General features: G+C 57.2%; 18 protein-coding genes. 16 read left to right on the plus strand and 2 right to left on the minus strand.

Annotation, left to right across the window (positions count from 1 at the left end):
• Window positions 1–467: 467 nt before the first annotated feature.
• Window positions 468–2,693: a RelA/SpoT family protein gene (locus tag ACOYNV_RS18750; RefSeq protein ID WP_422901346.1), complete on the minus strand. Its 2,226-nt coding sequence runs from the start codon at window positions 2,691–2,693 to the stop codon at window positions 468–470.
• 514 nt (window positions 2,694–3,207) lie between these two features.
• Here ACOYNV_RS18750 and ACOYNV_RS18755 point away from each other — a divergent pair.
• From ACOYNV_RS18755 to pnp, 16 genes are all read left to right on the plus strand, one after another.
• On the plus strand, window positions 3,208–4,101 hold the full coding sequence (locus ACOYNV_RS18755) for a DMT family transporter (protein ID WP_422901331.1): 894 nt from the start codon (window positions 3,208–3,210) through the stop codon (window positions 4,099–4,101).
• Between the two features lie 4 nt (window positions 4,102–4,105).
• Window positions 4,106–4,879 (plus strand): zinc-dependent peptidase, encoded by a 774-nt coding sequence (locus ACOYNV_RS18760; protein WP_422901332.1) that lies wholly within the window; start codon window positions 4,106–4,108, stop codon window positions 4,877–4,879.
• Window positions 4,880–5,053: 174 nt separating this feature from the next.
• On the plus strand, window positions 5,054–5,884 hold the full coding sequence (locus ACOYNV_RS18765; RefSeq protein ID WP_422901333.1) for a 3',5'-nucleoside bisphosphate phosphatase: 831 nt from the start codon (window positions 5,054–5,056) through the stop codon (window positions 5,882–5,884).
• A 1-nt stretch (window position 5,885) separates the two neighbouring features.
• The gene (locus ACOYNV_RS18770) at window positions 5,886–6,512 is read left to right on the plus strand and encodes an L-threonylcarbamoyladenylate synthase (RefSeq protein WP_422901334.1); all 627 of its coding nucleotides are present in this window, start codon (window positions 5,886–5,888) and stop codon (window positions 6,510–6,512) included.
• Window positions 6,513–6,525: 13 nt separating this feature from the next.
• The gene (locus tag ACOYNV_RS18775; protein WP_422901347.1) at window positions 6,526–7,188 is read left to right on the plus strand and encodes a site-2 protease family protein; all 663 of its coding nucleotides are present in this window, start codon (window positions 6,526–6,528) and stop codon (window positions 7,186–7,188) included.
• A gap of 4 nt (window positions 7,189–7,192) precedes the next feature.
• Window positions 7,193–8,395 carry a tryptophan--tRNA ligase gene (locus tag ACOYNV_RS18780; protein ID WP_422901335.1) on the plus strand — a complete coding sequence of 401 codons (1,203 nt, stop codon included), beginning with the start codon at window positions 7,193–7,195 and terminating at the stop codon, window positions 8,393–8,395.
• 150 nt (window positions 8,396–8,545) lie between these two features.
• Window positions 8,546–9,394, plus strand: a complete 849-nt coding sequence (locus ACOYNV_RS18785) for a segregation and condensation protein A (RefSeq protein WP_422901336.1) — start codon at window positions 8,546–8,548, stop codon at window positions 9,392–9,394.
• Entirely contained in the window at window positions 9,363–9,950 is a 588-nt protein-coding gene (scpB, locus tag ACOYNV_RS18790) for an SMC-Scp complex subunit ScpB (protein ID WP_422901337.1), read from the plus strand. Before ACOYNV_RS18785 ends, scpB begins: the two co-directional genes overlap by 32 nt.
• Window positions 9,940–10,914, plus strand: coding sequence for a pseudouridine synthase (locus ACOYNV_RS18795; protein WP_422901338.1), 975 nt, complete (start codon window positions 9,940–9,942; stop codon window positions 10,912–10,914). Before scpB ends, ACOYNV_RS18795 begins: the two co-directional genes overlap by 11 nt.
• A gap of 270 nt (window positions 10,915–11,184) precedes the next feature.
• Window positions 11,185–11,625, plus strand: coding sequence for a ribosome maturation factor RimP (gene rimP, locus ACOYNV_RS18800; RefSeq protein WP_422901339.1), 441 nt, complete (start codon window positions 11,185–11,187; stop codon window positions 11,623–11,625).
• Between the two features lie 35 nt (window positions 11,626–11,660).
• Window positions 11,661–13,133, plus strand: a complete 1,473-nt coding sequence (gene nusA, locus ACOYNV_RS18805; protein WP_422901340.1) for a transcription termination factor NusA — start codon at window positions 11,661–11,663, stop codon at window positions 13,131–13,133.
• Window positions 13,134–13,152: 19 nt separating this feature from the next.
• Window positions 13,153–15,918, plus strand: coding sequence for a translation initiation factor IF-2 (gene infB, locus ACOYNV_RS18810; protein ID WP_422901341.1), 2,766 nt, complete (start codon window positions 13,153–13,155; stop codon window positions 15,916–15,918).
• Between the two features lie 6 nt (window positions 15,919–15,924).
• On the plus strand, window positions 15,925–16,305 hold the full coding sequence (rbfA, locus tag ACOYNV_RS18815) for a 30S ribosome-binding factor RbfA (protein WP_422901348.1): 381 nt from the start codon (window positions 15,925–15,927) through the stop codon (window positions 16,303–16,305).
• Window positions 16,306–16,307: 2 nt separating this feature from the next.
• Window positions 16,308–17,222: a tRNA pseudouridine(55) synthase TruB gene (gene truB / locus ACOYNV_RS18820; RefSeq protein ID WP_422901342.1), complete on the plus strand. Its 915-nt coding sequence runs from the start codon at window positions 16,308–16,310 to the stop codon at window positions 17,220–17,222.
• A 161-nt stretch (window positions 17,223–17,383) separates the two neighbouring features.
• Window positions 17,384–17,653, plus strand: a complete 270-nt coding sequence (rpsO, locus tag ACOYNV_RS18825) for a 30S ribosomal protein S15 (protein WP_422901343.1) — start codon at window positions 17,384–17,386, stop codon at window positions 17,651–17,653.
• 179 nt (window positions 17,654–17,832) lie between these two features.
• On the plus strand, window positions 17,833–19,959 hold the full coding sequence (gene pnp, locus ACOYNV_RS18830; RefSeq protein WP_422901344.1) for a polyribonucleotide nucleotidyltransferase: 2,127 nt from the start codon (window positions 17,833–17,835) through the stop codon (window positions 19,957–19,959).
• A gap of 93 nt (window positions 19,960–20,052) precedes the next feature.
• Here the strand turns inward: pnp and dksA are convergent, their stop codons facing one another.
• The gene (gene dksA, locus ACOYNV_RS18835; RefSeq protein WP_422901345.1) at window positions 20,053–20,478 is read right to left on the minus strand and encodes an RNA polymerase-binding protein DksA; all 426 of its coding nucleotides are present in this window, start codon (window positions 20,476–20,478) and stop codon (window positions 20,053–20,055) included.
• Window positions 20,479–20,751: the final 273 nt, after the last annotated feature.

The raw sequence follows: 20,751 nt of genomic DNA on the forward strand, positions 1-20,751 counted from the left end.
GGATGGCAGCGCCAGCCTGAAGAAGTACTCTTGGGGTGCGCCCTGAAGGATGGCATCGCCAGCCTGAAGAAGTACTCTTGGGGTGCGCACCATCAGGCGGATCAAGCACGTCGATGCATGAGGGGAATTCCGCGTGCGCAAAGAAAAGATTTTGCACACCCTACCGGGCTGACTTGGTGTGCTTAATCGCCTCTAATGATGTGACCAAGTTCCAAACAGAAAATCAATGGGTTCAGACTCCATCGGTTTGAAGAATTGAAAACGGATCAATGGATTCTGACCCTATTGATTCCTGCTCTGCGTTCCCCTGAAAAACAAGTGGCGACCCCGCCGCAACACCCGTCAACAGGCGATCCTGGCACGGCATGCCTGAAGAGCCGCATAAACATTGGCTCTCATAGCACATGAATTAAAGACGCCCGTCCTGCCTGCCTCACAGGCCTGTTGAATATGGAATCTTGCTCGAGTCAGGCGCGGCGGGCGCCAACAACGCCCTCCACTTCATGCAGTAAGGTCAGCGTCCGTTTGAGTTGGCCAAGGTTGCCGATTTCGGCGGTGAATCTCATGTGCGCCGTTCCCTGCTTCGATTGCGTATTGACGGCGATCACATTGATCTTCTCGCGGGTGAACACTTCAGAAACATCGCGCAGCAGGCCTTGGCGGTCATTGGCATCGACCACGATATCGACGGCAAATACGCCTTCGGTCTGACCGCCCCACGCGGTTTCGATCACGCGCTCCGGTTGCATCAATTCCATGTGCGCAAAGTTGGAACAATCGGCGCGATGAATCGATACGCCCTTGCCGCGCGTAACGAAACCGACAATCGGGTCAGGTGGCGCCGGCTTGCAGCATCCGGCAAGCTGGGTCAGCAACTTGTCGACACCGACGATCAGTATGCCTTTCTCGGATTCATCACTGGCCTTGTGCTTGCGCACCGGCGTTTCGATTACCAAGCGCTCATCAGGCGGGGCGTCGTTACCGCGCACGGCGGCTTGTAGCTGACGCATGTTCAATTCGGCGCGCGCCACGGCAATGAACAGGTCTTCACTTTTAGCGAAGCCAAGCCTGGCCGCCAGTTCATCGAGCCGGGTGCTGGTCTCTCCCATGCGCTGCAATTCGCGGCTGACGATGGCACGCCCTTCGGCCAGCGTTTCCTCCAGGGCGCGCGTGTGGAACCACTGCCGCACCTTGACCCGCGACCGGTGAGTGAACAGATAACCGAGTGTCGCGTTGAGCCAGTCACGCGACGGCCCGCCCTGCTTGGCGACAATGACCTCCACCCGCTGCCCGGTCTCAAGCCGGGTATTGAGGGTGACCAGCGCGCCATCGACCTTGGCGCCACGGCAGCGATGACCGAGGTCGGTATGTACGCGGTAGGCAAAATCAATCGGCGTCGCACCGCGCGGCAAGTCGACCACGCGTCCTTGCGGCGTCATGACATAGATCGTCTCCTGGAGCGCCGCTTCCTTGTAGTGATTCACCCAGTCCGACGAATCGGAGACCTCGTCCTTCCAGGTCAGAATCTGGCGCAGCCAGGCGATCTTGTCGTCGTAACTAGCATCGGCGGAGTGCTTGCTGCCCTCTTTGTAGCGCCAGTGCGCCGCCACGCCGAGTTCTGCATGTTTGTGCATTTCGCGGGTGCGAATCTGCACTTCGAGCGAGCGCTCGTCCGGGCAATTAACCGCCGTATGCAACGAACGGTAGTTGTTGCCTTTCGGGTTCGAGATGTAATCGTCGAATTCCTTGGCAATTGGCGACCACATATTGTGCACGATGCTGAGTGCCGTGTAGCAATCCTTCACTTCATCGACAATGACGCGCAGCGCACGCACATCATAGACTTCGGAAAACTCGACGCCTTTCTTGCGCATCTTGTTCCAGATGCTGTAAATGTGCTTCGGTCGGCCGTAAATCTCGGCGCCCTTGATACCAGCGGCTTCGACCTCCCGCTTCAGGCGATCAATCGCATCGGTGATGAACTGTTCGCGCCCGGCACGCTTTTCATCGAGTTGGTTGGCGATCTTTTTGTAGATGTCGGGATGAATGAAGCGGAAAGAGAGGTCTTCGAGTTCCCACTTCAGTTCCCACACACCGAGCCGATTGGCCAGTGGCGAATAAAGATCGAGCGTCTCGCGTGCCACCTGAACGCGCAGTTCATCCGGCTCCTCGGCATAGTGGCGCATGGTCTGGGTGCGCGATGCCAGCCGGAGCAGCACGACGCGGATATCCTCGACCATGGCCAGCAGCATCTTGCGCAGGATTTCGATCTGCGCATTCATTTCGACTGGTTTCTGCTCACCGCTTTCGGCCGAATGCGCGACGAAATGACGCGTGATCGGGCGCAATCGGTTCAGGCGGGAAATGCCGCCAACCAGATGCGCAGCGGCCGGACCAAAGCGCTCCTCGATGTGCGCTATACCCTGCTCGTCGTAGGTCGGCACGGCAAAAAGCAGCGCCGCCAGACGGCAGTCGGCATCCAGTTTCAGCCCGACCAGAATGAGCGCCATGCCCAGCGCGTGGCGCCAAACGCCTTCCCCGCTGCCCAGTGTGCGATCGCCGTAAACGGACTGGGCAAACTCGGCGGCGCGACCGATCTTTTCCGTCTCATCAGCGGAAAGACCTTCACACAGAGTTTGCAGGGAGTGTTCGAAGTCGCTCTGGGCGGCGACGGAATGGACAACAGAAACCATGGCTTGATTATAAACCTTCAGATGGGCAGCCCCGGCAAATAGCTGACCGGAGAACACGCCGCGAAGAATATCCCGTTGGGGAGCGGAAAAGATAGCAATGAACCTGGAAAAAGCAGTTGACCACAGCGAACACGGCGAACACAGCGGAAAAACAATGACTTGCAATGTTTTCATGAATCACCCTTTGGGTGAGCCATGAAATCCTGAAATGCTGAGGATTTTCGCTGTGCCCGCCGTGTCGCCGTGGTTTGAACTGCTGTTTTTAGGATGAACGATTAATACCAGCGGACGCTACAAAAGACATAGCGCATTCCCCTGATATCTCTGAGCCCACAAGTCGCGCTTACTTCCTATCGATCTGATTACCGGTGGAGCAAATTGACAGTGGTTAAAACACAATTCAGTTGAAACCATCCAGCTTGGTGGTTCGATATTGCGGCGCAATTTTTCATCCGCGCAACTGTCACGTGCATAATGCGCGTTTGAACCCGATCCTTCCCAACAAGTTCGCCACATGTTCGCCAAATATCATCATCCGTATCTCCTGCTCACGCTGACCTCGCTGTTCTGGTCCGGCAACATGGTGATCGGCCGCGCCATCCGCGACGACGTACCGCCGCTTTCGCTGGCTTTCTGGCGCTGGACGATCGCGCTGGCGCTCACCCTGCCGTTCGCCCTGCCGCACTTGCGCACGCAATGGCCGTTGCTCAAGCGTGGCTGGCGCGCCATCATCGCCCTCGGGTTGCTCGGTGTGGCCGGCTACAACACCTTGGCCTACATCGCGCTGCAATACACGACCGCCACCAATGCTGTCCTGCTCAACTCCTTCATCCCGATTGCCACCATTACGCTGTCCTGGGCGTTCCTGAAAAAGCACCTGCATGGCATCGAGTGGCTTGGCGTCCTGACGTCCCTGATTGGCGTTACCACCATTGTCGCGCAAGGAAAACTCTCGACCCTGGCCGGACTGGCGCCAAACATCGGCGATCTGTGGATGCTCGGTGCCGTCGCCGTCTGGGCTTTTTACACGATCGGCCTGCAATGGCGTCCTGCAGGCGTTCACCCGATGCTCCTGCTGGCCACCCTGATCGCCGTCGGCCTGCTGGCACTGGCCCCGGCCTATGCCTGGGAAATCGCTCAGGGTCGTCTGATTAACCTCACGCCCAGGTCGCTGGCCGGCATTGCCTACACCGGCATCCTGCCCAGCTTCGTCGGCTACATCTTCTACAACCGTGCCGTCGGCGAAGTCGGCGCCAGCAAGGCCAGCCTTTTCATACACCTGATGCCGGTGTTCGGCACCCTGCTGTCAGCCATCTTCCTCGGCGAAGTGCCGCAGACCTACCACTTCATCGGGATTGCCCTGATTTTCGTCGGCATCATTCTGACCACCTCGATCAAACCCCGTTAGACTCATGGCCATCGGCAAGCTCATCAACTGGCTGCGCGGAACAACTGAGGCCACGCCCCTGCCCGACGCGTTGTGGCAGGAAACCCTCGCCACCCTCCCCTTTCTCGACCGACTCAAACCCGAAGAAAAAGCGCGCCTGCGCAAACTGGCCGAAGACTTTCTCGCCGAAAAGGAATTCACCAGCGCCGGCGGCCTTGAACTCACCGACGCCATGTGCGTCTCGATCGCCGCCCAAGGTTGTCTGCCGATCCTCAACCTCGGGCTGGAAAGCTACCGCGACTGGGTTGGCATCATCGTCTATCCGGACGAATTCATCATCCCGCGCAGTGTCGAAGACGAATTCGGCGTCGTGCATGAATACGACGACATCGCCTCGGGCGAGGCCTGGGAAGGCGGCCCCTTGCTAATATCCTGGCGCGACGCACAGATGGCCGGCGAAGGCTACAACGTCGTCATCCACGAATTCGCACACAAGCTCGACATGCTCAGCGGCGAGGCCAACGGCATCCCGCCGCTACCGACGGTCCTCTTGCGCAAGGAATGGGAAGAAACGCTGTTCGCCGCCTACGAAGACTTCTGTGCGCAGGTCAGCGAAGCCGAGGCGCGCGGCAATGAAACCCTGCTCGACCCCTACGCCGCCGAAAGTCCTGGCGAATTCTTCGCCGTCATGAGCGAGACTTTCTTTGAAGCGCCGGACATCCTGCGCCAGGAATACCCTGCGTTCTATGCGCAGATGAGCCGCTTCTACCGCCAGAACCCGGCGGCACAAGGTGGTTAAGCCTGGAAACCTCAGCCAAAGGTGAACAACCGAGGTTCCCAGTGAAACCGGGCTCGCACAATCACCGGCGACGGTCAGGGAAGAGTTGCCGAGAATAGTCCTGCACCGCAGATGCCCTTCGCCACTGTGCTATCATTGCCCGTTTGACTTTCACTCGATGGCCTCATTTTTACAGTGTTAAACGCAGACTTACATTCCCATTCCACCGCGTCTGACGGACTTCTGCCGGCCGATCAGGTCGCTCGTCGTGCAGCGGATAATGGTGTCGATATGCTCGCGCTGACCGATCACGACGATCTCGGCGGCCTGCCTGCGGCGCGCGCCGTCGCCGACGAGGCTGGAATGCGCTTTGTCAACGGCGTCGAAATCTCCATCGAGTGGGGTGGTTTACAGGTGCATATCCTCGGTCTTTCTTTCAATGCAGATGATCAGACGCTCAATGCGGGTCTGGCGGCCATCCGCTCGGGCCGGGTTGATCGCGCCCAGCGCATGGCGGCCGAACTGGAGAAGATCGGAATTCCCGGGTGTTTCGACGGCGCCATGCGTCATGCCGAAAACTCCAATCTGATCAGCCGCTCGCATTTCGCCCGTTATCTTGTCGAGATCGGCGTGTGCAAGGATGTACGCAGCGTTTTTGAGTCCTACATCGTGCCTGGAAAACCCGGATACGTGAGTCACCATTGGGTCACGCTGGCCGATTCCGTCGGCTGGATTCTTGCTGCGGGTGGCATTGCAGCAGTCGCTCACCCCGGTCGCTACAAGCTCTCCAAACCGGAGATTCGGCGGTTGCTCGACGAATTCAAGAGCCTTGGCGGACAAGCGATTGAGGTTGTATCGGGCAGCCATTCCGCAGAAAACGTGACGGTGTTTGCTCGCCTGGCACGCGAGTACGGTTTCATGGCGTCGCGCGGCTCTGATTTTCACGGGCCGGGCGAAAGCTACGTCGACCTCGGCAAGCTGGCTCCTTTGCCGCAAGGGCTGACGCCTGTTTGGGAAGCCTTCTGAGATGGCGCGCTATCTTTTGATCCATCCGGATGATCCACAGCCGCGCTTGCTCATTCAGGCGGCAGACGCCGTACGCCATGGCGGGGTGGTGGCCATCCCGACCGACTCCTGTTATGCCCTCGGTTGTCGCCTGGGCGACAAGGATGCGGTCGAGCGTATCCGCCAGATCCGTGCGGTGGACGAACGCCACCATCTTACCCTGATGTGTCGCGACCTCTCGGAAATTGCCCAGTTTGCCCGGGTCGACAACACCCAGTATCGCCTGCTCAAGGCCACCACACCCGGCAGTTACACCTTCATTCTTGAGGGAACGAAGGAGTTGCCACGCCGAGTCCTGCATCCCAAGCGTAAAACCATCGGCTTGCGTGTGCCGGCGCACAAGGTGGCGCTGGCGCTGCTTGAGGAACTGGGTGAGCCGCTACTGACTTCAACCCTGATTCTGCCTGGCGACGATGCGCCGCTGACCGAAGGCTGGGAGATTCAGGACCGGCTTGACGATTTGATTGAACTGATCCTGGATGGCGGCCATTGCGGCACCGAGCCGACAACCGTGATCGACCTGACCAGCCTGCCACCCATTCTGATCCGCGCCGGGCGTGGATCGCTCGAACCCTTTGCTCTGGAGTGATCGTTTGATGGATATTTCTGCGCTGATCCAAACCATTGCCATTTCCGCCTTGCCGGTGATCCTTGCCATCACGCTGCACGAGGCGGCGCACGGTTATGTGGCGCGTCACTTTGGCGATCCGACGGCATGGCAGGCCGGACGGATAAGCCTCAATCCCTTGCGCCACATCGATCCGGTGGGAACCTTGCTGGTTCCCGGGCTGATTCTGGTGACCAGCTATCTGGCCGCCGGCAGCGCCATGCTGTTCGGGTGGGCCAAGCCGGTGCCGGTCAACTTCAGCCGCCTGCGCAACCCCAAGCGCGACATGCTGTGGGTCGCGGCAGCTGGCCCGGCGATAAACTTGCTGATGGCTTTTGGCTGGGCGGCTATCTTCAAGCTGGTCTGGCTGATGCCGCCTAATTTGTATAGCGTGCCGCTGAGCAAAATGAGCCAGATCGGGATCAGCGTCAATCTCGTGCTGATGGTGCTCAACCTGCTGCCGTTGCCGCCGCTGGACGGCGGACGGATCGCCGTCAGTCTGCTCCCGCATGCGCTGGCCGTGAAGTTTGCCCAGCTTGAGCGCTGGGGTTTCCCCATCCTCCTGCTCTTGATGTTTTCCGGTATTCTTGGTGCGATCATGTGGCCTTTCGTGGCCCTCTTCCAGAATTTGATCATCATTCTTTTTCAGTTGAATTAACCCTATGTTCGCAGAACGAGTCCTCTCCGGCATGCGCCCCACGGGCAGCCTGCACCTTGGCCACTATCATGGCGTGCTGAAGAACTGGATAAAACTCCAGAACGAATATCCCTGCCTGTTTTTCGTCGCTGACTGGCACGCCTTGACGACCCAGTACGATGATCCGCGCGGCATCGAAAAGTCCACCTGGGAAATGGTCATCGACTGGCTTGCCGCCGGTGTCGATCCAGCGCAGGCGACGCTGTTCATCCAGTCGCAAGTGCCCGAACACGCCGAACTGCATCTCCTGTTGTCGATGATGACGCCGCTCGGCTGGCTGGAGCGGGTGCCGACCTACAAGGACCAGCAGGAAAAGCTCGACAGCAAGGATTTGTCGACCTACGGCTTTCTCGGTTACCCCTTGCTGATGAGTTCCGACATCCTGATCTATCGTGCCGACAAAGTGCCGGTGGGCGAGGATCAGATTCCCCACGTCGAATTCACCCGTGAATTGGCGCGCCGCTTCAACCATATGTACGGCCGCGAACCGGGCTTTGAGGACAAGGCCAGGGAAGCGGTGAAGAAGCTGGGCAGCAAGAATGCCCGACTGTACGGGCAGTTACGCACACGTTTTCAGCAGGAAGGCGATGCCAGCGCTGTCGAGCGGGGTCATGCCCTGCTCAATGAGGCACAGAGTCTCTCCCTCGCCGACCGCGAGCGGCTGAGTGGTTATCTCGAAGGGACGGGCAAGATGATTCTGGTCGAACCGGGCGCCCTGTTGACTGAAGCTTCAAAAATGCCTGGCCTCGACGGCCAGAAGATGTCCAAGTCTTACAACAACACGATTACCCTGCGCGAGGATGAAGCCTCGGTGACGCAGAAAATCAAGCGCATGCCGACCGACCCGGCGCGTGGCCGGCGTACCGATGCAGGCGATCCGGAGAAGTGCCCGGTATGGCAGTTGCATCTGGTGTATTCCGACGATTCGTGCCGGGAGTGGGTGCAGCAGGGCTGCCGCAGCGCCGGGATCGGCTGCCTGGAGTGCAAACAACCGGTGATCGACGGTATCCTGCGCGAACAGGCGCCGATGCATGAACGTGCCCAGACCTATCTCGACGACCCGGCGCTGGTGCGCAGCATCATCGCCGACGGCAACGCCAAGGCGCGCAGGCTGGCGCAGGAAACGATGCGTGACGTGCGCGAGGCGATGGGGCTGAATTACAGTTGAAGGCTTTATGAACAGAACGTTCACCGCAGAGCCACAGAGACGCGGAGAAAACCAACGCAGAGAAAAACGCAGAGAAACGCATAACTATCTCTGCGAAACATCAGCGCCTCTGCGTCTCTGCGGTGAACGTTTTTCTGGTTGTTCTGGCTTATGACTGATACCCCCTCCATCGAACACGCCGCAGAACCCTGGGCGGAAGGCAACGCTCCACTCGCCCGCATTTATGGCGAGCCGATGGTGCAGTTGCCGCTTGATCTGTACATTCCGCCGGATGCCATGGCGGTCATGCTCGATGCCTTTGAAGGGCCGCTCGATCTGTTGCTTTACCTGATTCGCAAGGCCAATGTGAATGTGCTGGACATTCCAATGGCACCGCTGACCGTGCAGTACCTGACTTATGTCGAGGCCATGCGTACGCACAATCTCGAACTGGCCGCCGACTATCTGGTGATGGCGGCGATGCTGATCGAGATCAAGTCGCGCATGCTGCTGCCCAAAGCCAGGATAGTCGAGGGAGAGGAAGAAGATCCGCGTGCCGAACTGGTTCGCCGCCTGATCGAGTATGAACAGATGAAACTGGCGGCGCTTCGGCTTGATGAAATGCCGCAGGCCGAACGTGATTTCGACTGGGTTGAAGTGTGGGTTGAAAAGTCCATGCTGCAACGCTTGCCTGAGGTCAGTCCGGATGATTTGAAAAATGCCTGGTACGCCATCCTGCGTCAGGCGAAACTGCACACGCATCACCTGATTCAGCGCGAAGAACTGTCGGTTCGCGAGCACATGGGGTTGATCCTCCGTCAGTTGCGCGACAACGGTGGATTTGTCGAGTTCGTGGCACTGTTCGATCCAACGCAGGGCGCCCAAGTGCTGGTGGTGCACTTCCTGGCGATGCTTGAACTGGCGCGCGAACATCTGCTCGAAATTACGCAGACAGAAGCATTTAATCCGATTTACGTGAGGTTGGCTGATGGACGAGTTGAACAAAAATTCGAACATTAATTCGAATTCGCCGAATAATCCCGGCGAATTGAAGCGGGTTCTCGAAGCCGTGCTGCTCAGTTCGCAGCAGCCATTGTCGGTATTCGACCTCAGAAAAGTCTTTGTCGAGGAAGTCGGCACCGACGTCTTGCGCGTGCTGCTCGAAGAACTGCGCATGGAGTGGGCCGAGCGGCCGCTGGAACTTGTGCAGTTGGCCAGTGGCTGGCGTTTCCGTACGCGTGCTGAATTCTTGCCCTACCTGAAGCGGCTCAGCCCGGAAAAGCCGCCGAAATATTCGCGTGCCGTTCTTGAAACACTGGCCATCATCGCTTATCGCCAGCCGGTAACGCGTGGCGACATCGAGGATATTCGTGGCGTCTCAGTGGCCACCCAGATCATCAAGGTGCTGGAAGAGCGCGGCTGGGTCGATGTCGTGGGACATCGCGATACGCCGGGACGCCCGGCACTGTTGGCAACGACAAAGAAATTCCTCGACGACCTCGGTTTGCGCAGTGTGACCGAGTTGCCACCGCTCGAGATGATGAATCAATCGCTGGATCTGGCAGATGCCCAATAAAACCCGTAAAACCCCATTTCGAGCCCCAACTGGCGCACCTCGCCAGCAACGCGGAGCCTCCCGCTCCGAGCCGGAAAATGCACCACGGGAAATGGAAGAAACTGCTGCCGAGCCTAAATCTCGCTACACGCCGCGCGCTGCTCCGTCGGACCAGTCGAAGCGCGGTCGCCACAAGGAATTGCCGGGCAAGCCCGAGCGCTTGCACAAATTGCTGGCGCAAAGCGGTGTTGGTTCGCGGCGCGAGATGGAAGTTCTGATCGCTGCCGGACGCGTCAATGTCAATGGCGAAACGGCCCAGACCGGCCAGTCGGCCATCCCTGGCGACCGGATCAAGGTCAACGGCAAGCTGGTGCACCTGAAGTTCTCGAACCGCCTGCCGCGCGTGATCATTTATCACAAACCGGAAGGCGAGATCGTTTCCCGCGACGATCCAGAGCATCGTCCGAACGTCTTTACCTCGTTGCCCAGGATGTCCGGCGGGCGCTGGGTAGCCGTTGGACGCCTCGATTTCAATACCAGCGGCCTGTTGTTATTCACCACCTCGGGCGATCTGGCCAACCGGCTGATGCACCCGCGTTACAACCTGGTCCGCGAGTACGCCGTGCGTATTCTCGGTGAGTTGCCTGACGATGCGCGTCAGCGCCTGCTCGCCGGTATCGAACTCGATGACGGCCTGGCACAGTTCGCCACCTTTCAGGAGGCCGGTGGTGAAGGTGTCAATCACTGGTACCGCGTTTCGCTTTTCGAAGGACGCAATCGTGAAGTGCGACGCCTGTTCGAAGCCGTCGGCGCCGTGGTCAGCCGCTTGATGCGCGTACGCTACGGCCCCTTCATCCTGCCGCCGAATCTCAAGCGCGGTCAAGTCATGGAACTTGGCGAGGCAGAGGTACAGAAGCTGCTGGCCGAATTTGGCATGGAAGATCCGTCGCCGGGTCGTCCATTGCGCAGGCCGCGAGAACGCTGAAACTATGAGAAAAATATGAGAAGTTGCTGTGGCAAGGGCAATCAAAATCCATCCCGCCTTTGGCCGAACGCTTGTCGAAGAGGTTTTGCTTCTTTCATGCCTCGACATACTGACCCTCTGCGCAACGACCAGCGCTTTCAAATGAACCCGTATGAGTTTCAGTGATTTACGCCGGCTAAAAATCCCGTTATAATCCACCGGTTTTCCGCTCGCCCCTCAGGGGGCAATTTTTTCGGGGATGGGCTTTTCGCCCATTTTTCATTTGTGGCTATGGATTTACACAATCTTATCGATTTAACGGTGACCGGTCTCGGCTACGAACTCGTGGACGTCGAACAAAGTCCGCGTGGACGTGTGCTGCGTCTTTTCATCGACAAGCCTGACAAACCGGGCGGTATTGATGTCGAGGATTGTTCACTGGTCAGCAACCAGTTGTCGCGTGTACTGGCGGTCGAGAATGTTGATTATGATCGCCTCGAAATTTCTTCTCCCGGTCTCGATCGAGTGCTGAAAAAGCCTGCGGATTTCGAGCGTTTTACTGGCTCGGAGATCAATTTGAGGCTACGGCTGCCGATGAATGGCCGGCGCAATTTTAACGGTGTCCTGCAGGGTGTGCAGGACGGCAAGGTACGCCTGACAATTGATACGGGCGAAGTGGAGCTGGATCTTGGCAATATCGACAAGGCCCGGCTGGTTCCAAAGTTCGACTAGATATGATCAGGCTGGATTAGGGGGATAGTGAGAATATGAGCCGCGAAATTTTGCTGCTGGTCGATGTGCTGGCGCGCGAAAAGAACGTGACCAAAGACATCGTCTTCGGCGCACTGGAATTGGCGCTTGCGTCAGCGACAAAGAAACGCGTTCACGACGAGGCGGATGTTCGCGTTGTTGTTGATCGCGAAACAGGTGACTTTGAAACCTTCCGCCGCTGGGAAATTGTGGCCGATGAAGATTTCATTCACGAGGCTCCGCATATCCCGCTCTCCGAAGCCCAGAAACAGGACCCCGAAGTTGAAATCGGCGACTACCTTGAAGAGTCGCTGGAGCCGATCGATTTCGGGCGGATTGGTGCGCAGGCTGCCAAGCAGGTGATTCTGCAGAAAATCCGCGATGCCGAGCGCGATCAGATTCTCAATGATTTCCTTGAGCGCAAGGAGCATCTCGTTACCGGCACCATCAAGCGCATGGAACGTGGTAACGCAATTATCGAAGCCGGCAAGATCGAGGCGATATTGCCGCGTGACCAGATGATCCCGCGTGAAAACCTGCGTGTCGGGGATCGCATCAAGGCCTTTCTGTTGCGTATCGACCGCGCTGCTCGTGGTCCGCAGCTGATTCTTTCTCGTACCGCTCCCGAGTTCATCATCAAGCTTTTCGAGATGGAAGTGCCGGAAGTCGATGACGGCCTGCTGGAAATCAAGGCGGCGGCGCGCGATGCCGGCATACGTGCCAAGATTGCCGTCAAGTCGAACGATCAGCGTGTCGATCCGATCGGTACCTGCGTCGGCATGCGCGGCATGCGTGTCACAGCGGTGACCAATGAGTTGGCCGGCGAGCGCGTCGATATCGTGCTGTGGTCGGCTGATCCGGCACAGTTCGTCGTTGGTGCGCTGGCTCCGGCCGAGGTTCTTTCGGTCGTTGTTGATGAAGATCGGCACTGCATGGACGTCGTGGTGGATGAAGACAACCTGGCGATTGCCATCGGTCGTGGCGGTCAGAATGTTCGCCTGGCATCCGAAATGACCGGCTGGACGATCAATCTGATGACTGAGGAAGAGTCGCAGACCCGCGTCGAAGCCGAATCTGCGGCGATTCGTGTGCTGTTCATGGAAAAGCTCGATGTCGATGAAGAAGTGGCCAATATCCTGATCAGCGAGGGATTTTCGACGCTGGAGGAAGTTGCTTACGTTCCGCTTCATGAAATTCTCGAAATCGAAGCCTTTGATGAAGCGACTGTTCAGGAATTGCGCGATCGTGCGCGAAACATTCTGCTGACCGATGCCATCGTTACCGAGGAACAGATCGGCGAGGTGGCCGAAGACATGCTCAGCCTTGAGGGGATGGACAAGTCACTGGCCGGCAAGTTGTTCGGTAACGGTATCAAGACGCGCGACGGCCTGGCGGACCTGGCTGTCGACGAACTCACCGAAATGACCGGTATCGATGCTGATCGTGCCAAACAACTGATCACCACGGCGCGCGCGCACTGGTTCGAGTAAGTAGAAAAGAGGAATCCATATGGCGCAAACAAATGTTGCCCAATTTGCCACCGACCTGAAAATGCCGGCGGGCGCGCTGCTCGAGCAGTTGCAAAAAGCCGGTGTTACCAAGAGCAATATTGATGACATTCTTTCCGAGCAGGATAAATCGAGGTTGCTGGAGTATCTACGTCGCTCGCACGGCGAGGGCGATGCGAAAACCAAGATTACCCTGATGCGCAAGGAGACCAGCGAGATCAAGTCGCAGGACTCCCACGGCAAGTCGCACATGGTTCAGGTTGAGGTGCGCAAGAAGCGGGTTCTTGTCAAGCGCGACATGCCTGAAATTCGGCCAGAAATTCGTGCAGAAGCACCCATTTCGCCGGAAGTGCATGTCCCTACGCCGGAGCCGGTCATTGAAGCTGTGTCGGAACCGGTTGCTGAGGTTGCAGTTGAACCATTAGTTGAAACTGTAGTGGAAGTAGTGGAACCGGTCGTTGAAATAGCCGAAGAGGAAATTAACGATTCAGTTCCAGGAGTGGTCGCCGAGGCAAAAGTCGAAGCTGTTGTCGAAGCAAGAACCGGCGCCAAGAAAGTAGTGACTCGCGCTTCGATTATTGGCGAAGAACAGCAGAAACTTCGCGCCGAGGAAGATCGTCGAAACTCTGCACTGCGTGCCCGTCAGGAAGCGGAGTATTTGGGCAAGCAGCAGCGCATCGATGATCTGGCACGTCTGAAGATTGATGCTGAAGAAAAGGCAGTGGCTGCACGTGCCGCCGAAGCGGCGAAAAAGGTTGCTGCCCAGACGGCGAGTGAAAAGCCGGCTGAAGACAAGACCCTGCACAAACCGGTAGCCAAGCCCGGCGTAGCGGACAAGAAATCGCCCGACAAGAAGGGGCAGTGGAAGAACGAAGGTGCCAACAAGCGTCAGGGCCTCAAGACCCGTGGTGCGACCGGTGGCACCGGCTGGCGTGACAACAAGCATGGCAAGCGCAGCAATCGCGGCGGCGAGTCCGAGGAAGCACATTCCTTCCAGGCCCCGACTGAAGCAGTGGTGCATGAGGTGCACGTGCCGGAGACCATTTCGGTTTCAGATCTGGCGCACAAGATGACGGTCAAGGCCACGGAAGTGATCAAGACCCTGATGAAGATGGGTTCGATGGTAACCATCAATCAGGTACTGGATCAGGAAACGGCAATGATTATCGTCGAGGAAATGGGGCATAAGGCATTTGCCGCCAAGCTCGACGATCCCGATGCTTTCATCGACGATCTGGCGCACAAGGATGCGCCGCAGGAGCCGCGTGCCCCGGTGGTTACGGTCATGGGACACGTCGATCACGGCAAGACTTCGCTGCTTGACTTTATTCGTCGTACACGGGTCGCCTCCGGCGAAGCCGGCGGCATCACGCAGCATATTGGCGCCTATCACGTCGAGACCGACCGTGGCATGGTGACCTTTCTGGATACGCCGGGCCACGAAGCCTTTACCGCGATGCGTGCCCGCGGTGCCAAAGCGACCGACCTGGTTATTCTGGTGGTCGCTGCCGACGACGGGGTTATGCCACAAACGAGAGAGGCCATCCACCACGCCAAAGCGGCCGGTGTACCGATCATTGTCGCGGTCAATAAAATCGACAAGCCGGATGCCAACCCTGAGCGTGTCAAGCAGGAACTCGTTGCCGAGCAGGTTATTCCGGAAGAGTACGGTGGCGACGTTCCCTTCATTTCCGTTTCCGCCAAGACCGGCGCGGGCATCGACGAGTTGCTCGAAAACGTCCTGCTACAGGCTGAAGTGCTCGAATTGAAAGCACCAAAAGATGCCCCTGCCAAGGGGTTGATCATCGAAGCGCGCCTTGACAAGGGCCGTGGTCCGGTGGCCACGATGCTGGTTCTGTCGGGTACGCTGCGTCAGGGTGATGTCCTGCTTGCTGGACAGGTCTTCGGCCGCGTCCGCGCCATGCTTGATGAAAACGGCAAGCTGATCAAGGAAGCCGGACCGTCGATTCCCGTTGAAATTCTTGGTCTTTCGGATGTACCGGCCGCCGGTCAGGAAGCTGTGGTACTGGCTGATGAGCGCAAGGCGCGTGAAATTGCGCTGTTCCGTCAAGGCAAGTTCCGTGACGTTAAACTGGCCAAGAAGCAGGCGGCCAATCTTGAGACCATCCTCGATCAGATGACGGAAGCCGAAGTCAAAATGCTGCCGCTGATCATCAAGGCCGACGTGCAGGGTTCACAGGAAGCGCTTGCTCAGTCCTTGCAGAAGCTTTCAACGGCCGAGGTCAAGGTCAATATCATTCACGGCGCCGTGGGTGCCATCAGTGAGTCCGACGTGCATCTGGCACAGGCTTCCAAGGCCGTCATCATCGGCTTCAATACACGCGCCGATGCCGGCGCACGCAAGGCGGCCGAGAGTGTCGGCGTCGATATTCGTTACTACAACATCATTTACGATGCCGTAGATGATGTCAAAGCAGCGCTATCAGGCATGTTGTCGCCCGAAAAACGGGAAGAAATTACCGGTCTGGTCGAGATTCGCCAGGTATTTCGTGCCACCAAGATCGGTACCATCGCTGGTTGTTACGTGCTCGAAGGTGTGGTCAAGCGCATCTCCCGCGCTCGCCTTCTTCGCGACAATATCGTTGTCTGGGACGGCGAATTCGAGTCGCTCAAGCGCTTCAAGGATGACGCCAAGGAAGTCCGTGCCGGTTTCGAATGCGGCTTGTCGTTGAAGAACTTCAACGACTATCAGGAAGGCGATCAGCTTGAGGTTTACGAAGTAACGGAAATTGCACGGACGCTGTAAGTGACGATCAACAAGAGTTTTTCACGCAAGGATCGAGTATCCGAACAGATTCGCCGGGAACTGGCGGATCTGATTCGTACGGAGCTTAAAGATCCGCGCGTCGGCATGATCAGCATCACCGATGTTGAGGTGACGGCTGATTATGCTCACGCCAAAGTGTTTTTCAGCACCTTGGCGGGCAGCGAAAATCTGCCTGCAGTCATGACCGGCCTGCAAAAAGCCTCCGGCTTTCTGCGCCGTGAGTTGGGCAAGCGCATCAGCATTCATATGACACCGCAGTTGCATTTCGTGTTTGATCAATCGCTCGAACGTGGAGCCGAACTCTCGAAGCTGATCCAGGTGGCCGTGGCGATTTCGGAAGCGCCAGACCCCACGCCAGAAGATTGATCTTGGCAACGAGTAACGCAACCAAGCGCAGTTGGAAGCGAGTTGATGGGGTGTTGCTGCTCGACAAACCGAGTGGCATGACGTCCAACTCTGCGTTGCAGTGCGCCCGCCGTCTGTTCTCGGCGGCCAAGGCAGGACACACCGGAACACTTGATCCCTTGGCAACCGGACTGTTACCGCTGTGTTTTGGTGAGGCGACAAAGTTCTCCGCCGATCTGCTCGAAGCAGACAAAACCTACGAGGCTGAACTCCTGTTCGGAGTGACGACCGATACCGGAGATTCTGAAGGCACTGTCTTGCAACGTCGCCAAGTGGAATTCGGACTACCTGATCTGGAGGCGGCATTGTCTCGCTTTCATGGCCGGATCAGCCAGATACCCCCCATGTATTCTGCCCTGAAGCGTGACGGTAAACCGCTTTACGAGTTAGCCCGACAAGGCATCGAAGTTGAGCGTGCCCCCCGTGAGGTAACCATAAACGAATTGCTGCTTCTCGGGTATTCGGGTGAGCGCTGCTGTTTACGCGTTTGCTGTAGCAAGGGAACCTACATTCGCACTCTGGCGGAAGATATTGGCGATGTTCTCGCTTGTGGTGCCCACTTGACTGCATTACGGCGGGTTAAGGTTGGCCCGCTACACATCGCTGACGCAGTCACTCTGGATCAGTTGAATGCACTATCCGAAGAAGATCGCGCCAATTTCCTGCTGGCGCCGGATGCTCTGTTGCAGACCCTGCCGGCAATCCATCTTGATGAGGAGGCCATGTTGAAGTTTTCGCACGGAAATCCTGTCATCATCACAGGCGGCCTCTTGGCAACACCAGGAAAGTGCCGGGTGTACGGCAACAATCGTTTGCTTGGCTTGGGTGAGACTAACGCTTCAGGGGAAGTAAAACCGCGCCGTCTGGCATGCGCCTGATCGCTTTATTCGCATCTTCTTGATTCCTTGCCCTTGCCGCCAGGCTGCTGAGCAAGCTATAATCCGCGCCTCGCTTCGCCAAGCGATTCACACATTTATTAACCTGGCGTGGGCTCTATCAAACTGGGGCTGCGTCGTTTTCTTACGAAAGAGAGTTTGACATGGCGATCAATGTTGCGCAAAAAGCGCAGATCATGACCGATTTTCAGCGTGCCGCAGGTGACACCGGTTCTTCCGAAGTCCAAGTGGCCTTGCTGACCGCACGCATCAACGACCTGACCGGTCACTTCAAAGCACACGTCAAGGATCACCATTCCCGTCGCGGCCTGCTGCGCATGGTGAGCCGTCGGCGCAAGCTGCTGGACTACCTGAAGCTCACGAACGTTGATTCCTATCGTGCGCTGATTCAACGTCTCGGCCTGCGCAAGTAAGCTGCTTACCGAACCGCTGTGCGGTTGGGAGTGCAGAAGATTCGAATGGATGACAGCGGCCAGCCCCTTGCGGGTTGTGCCGCTGTTCTTGCTTTTACTGCTTTTCGCCATGTTGGCGCATTGTTGAATTGCGTACCGGTGTCGTGGGTACGCGCGTTGAACTATTGAGAGAGGGAATAATGTTTACTATCGCCAAGAGAACTTTCGCCTATGGTGCTCACCAGGTTACTCTGGAAACCGGTGAGATTGCCCGTCAGGCCGGAGCGGCCATCATCGTGACGGTTGATGATACCGTCGTACTCGTTTCTGTGGTCGGCAACAAGTCGGTCAAGCCGGGGCAGGATTTTTTCCCGCTGACTGTCGATTACATCGAGAAAACCTATGCAGCCGGCAGGATACCCGGTGGTTTCTTCAAGCGCGAAGGCCGCCCGTCGGAAAAGGAAATCCTGACCTCGCGTCTGATCGACCGTCCGCTCCGTCCGCTATTCCCGGAAGGTTTCTACAACGAAGTCCAGGTTGTGGCGATGGTGGTGTCGCTCAATCCCGAAATCGATCCTGACATCCCGGCAATTATCGGTGCTTCGGCCGCCATGGCCGTTTCCGGCATCCCGTTCGACGGCCCGATCGGTGCCGCCCGTGTTGGTTATATCGATGGTCAGTACGTGCTTAATCCGACATTGACCCAACTCAAGAGCAGCCAGCTCAACCTGGTTGTCGCCGGAACGCAATCGGCAGTGCTGATGGTTGAGTCGGAAGCCGACATTCTGTCGGAAGAAATCATGCTCGGCGCCGTGGTTTTCGGCCACGATCAGATGCAAGTTGTCATCAATGCCATCAACGAACTGGTTGAAGAAGCTGGCAAGCCGGAATGGGTCTGGACGGCTGCCGCCAAGGACGAGGAGTTAGTCAGCAAACTTAACGCGCTGGTTGAAACCGATCTTCAGGATGCCTTCCGCATTACCAGCAAACAGCAGCGTACGCAGCGCATCAGGGAAATTTCTGACAAGGCGATTGAAGTGCTGACCGCTGGCGACAACGCTCCAGATGCCAACACTATCAAGAACCTGTTCTTCGACGTTGAAGCCAACATTGTGCGTAGTCGTATTCTGGGGGGCGAGCCGCGTATCGACGGTCGTGATACGCGCACCGTTCGTCCGATCGCCATCCGTTCAAGCGTTTTGCCTCGCACCCACGGTTCGGCTCTGTTCACCCGTGGCGAAACGCAGGCGCTGGTTGTTGCCACGCTGGGAACCGGCCGTGACGAACAGATCATCGATTCGCTGGCCGGTGAATACCGCGATCGCTTCATGCTGCATTACAACTTCCCGCCCTATGCCACTGGTGAATGCGGTCGCGTCGGTACGCCGAAGCGTCGCGAAATCGGTCATGGACGTCTCGCCAAGCGGGCAATGATCGCCGTGCTGCCGAAAGCCGAAGACTTTTCCTACACCATGCGCGTTGTTTCCGAAATCACTGAATCCAATGGTTCGAGTTCGATGGCTTCAGTCTGCGGTTCTTCACTGGCGTTGATGGATGCCGGTGTGCCGCTCAAGGCGCACGTTGCCGGTATTGCCATGGGTCTGATCAAGGATGGCAACCGTTTTGCCGTACTGACCGACATCCTGGGCGACGAAGATCACCTCGGCGACATGGACTTCAAGGTGGCTGGTACCGATTCCGGCATCACTGCACTGCAGATGGACATCAAGATCCAGGGCATCACCAAGGAAATCATGCAAGTTGCGCTGGCTCAGGCCAAAGAAGCTCGCTTGCACATCCTCGGACAAATGCAGAGTTCAACTTCCGGCCCCCGCGAAGAAGTGTCGACCTACGCACCGCGCCTGTACACGATGAAGATCAACCCGGAAAAGATTCGTGACGTAATCGGCAAGGGCGGTGCAGTCATTCGTGCCATCACCGAAGAAACCGGCACCACGATCGACATCAAGGAAGACGGTACGATAACCATTGCATCGGTTAGCGGTGAAGCGGCCAATGCGGCCAAGTCACGCATCGAAGCGATTACCGCTGATGTCGAAGTAGGCAAGGTCTACGAAGGTACCGTGCTCAAACTGCTCGACTTCGGCGCCATCGTCAGTATCCTGCCAGGGCGCGATGGTCTGCTGCACATTTCGCAGATCGCCAACGAGCGGGTCAATGCCGTTGCCGACTACCTCAAGGAAGGCCAGAAAGTCCGCGTCAAGGTACTTGAGGCTGACGAAAAGGGCCGTGTGCGTCTATCGATGAAAGCGCTGACCGTGGAAGAGGGCGGCGTTGCCCCGGCGCCAGTCCAGCCGCAGAACTAAATCGTTTTCCGCAGGACAAAAAAAGGACGCTGCGGCGTCCTTTTTTATTTCAACGACGAAAAAATCTTCGTCTCAGTCGGCTAACAGCCGAACCTACTTGGCGACCTGTCTTTCACGGACTTCCTCAAGCGTTTTGCAGTCGATGCAGAGTGTAGCCGTCGGACGTGCTTCGAGTCGCTTGATACCTATCTCGACGCCACAGCCGTTGCAGTAGCCGTAGTCACCACTTTCAATGTGATCTATTGTCTCTTCAATTTTCTTGATCAGCTTGCGTTCCCGGTCACGGTTACGCAGTTCAATCGCGATATCGGTTTCCTGACTCGCACGGTCGTTGGGGTCGGCGAATACGGTTGCCTCATCCTGCATGGTGTGAACCGTACGCTCAATGTCGCTCATCAGTTCCGCCTTGAGCGTTTCGAGGATGGTGCGGAAATGAGCCAGTTGTCTGCTGCTCATGTATTCCTCGCCTTTTTTGGCTGCCAAGGGGGGTAAAGGTTTGTGGAGCAAGTTTTCAGGCATCTTCAGAAACCATCCGTTCGTTATGCAAAAAGGTAACTAAATAACAGAATAAGCGGAACGTTGCAAGCAATCAATGAAATGTCAGGATTTTTGTTCATTCTCCAGATGCGAGATGGATTGTATAGCAGGCCGCGCATTGGACTACACCTTTAACTGTAGCGGCCCGATAACATAAACGCCTCGACCTGATTACATCCGTGTTTTCGGGACCACATTAACTGAGAATCTGCGACACGAAGTCGCTTGTAGAAGTTGTTCCCACATCAAAGGAGG

The organism is Propionivibrio sp., from assembly GCF_049316945.1.
In the GTDB taxonomy this organism is placed as follows: Bacteria; Pseudomonadota; Gammaproteobacteria; order Burkholderiales; family Rhodocyclaceae; genus Propionivibrio.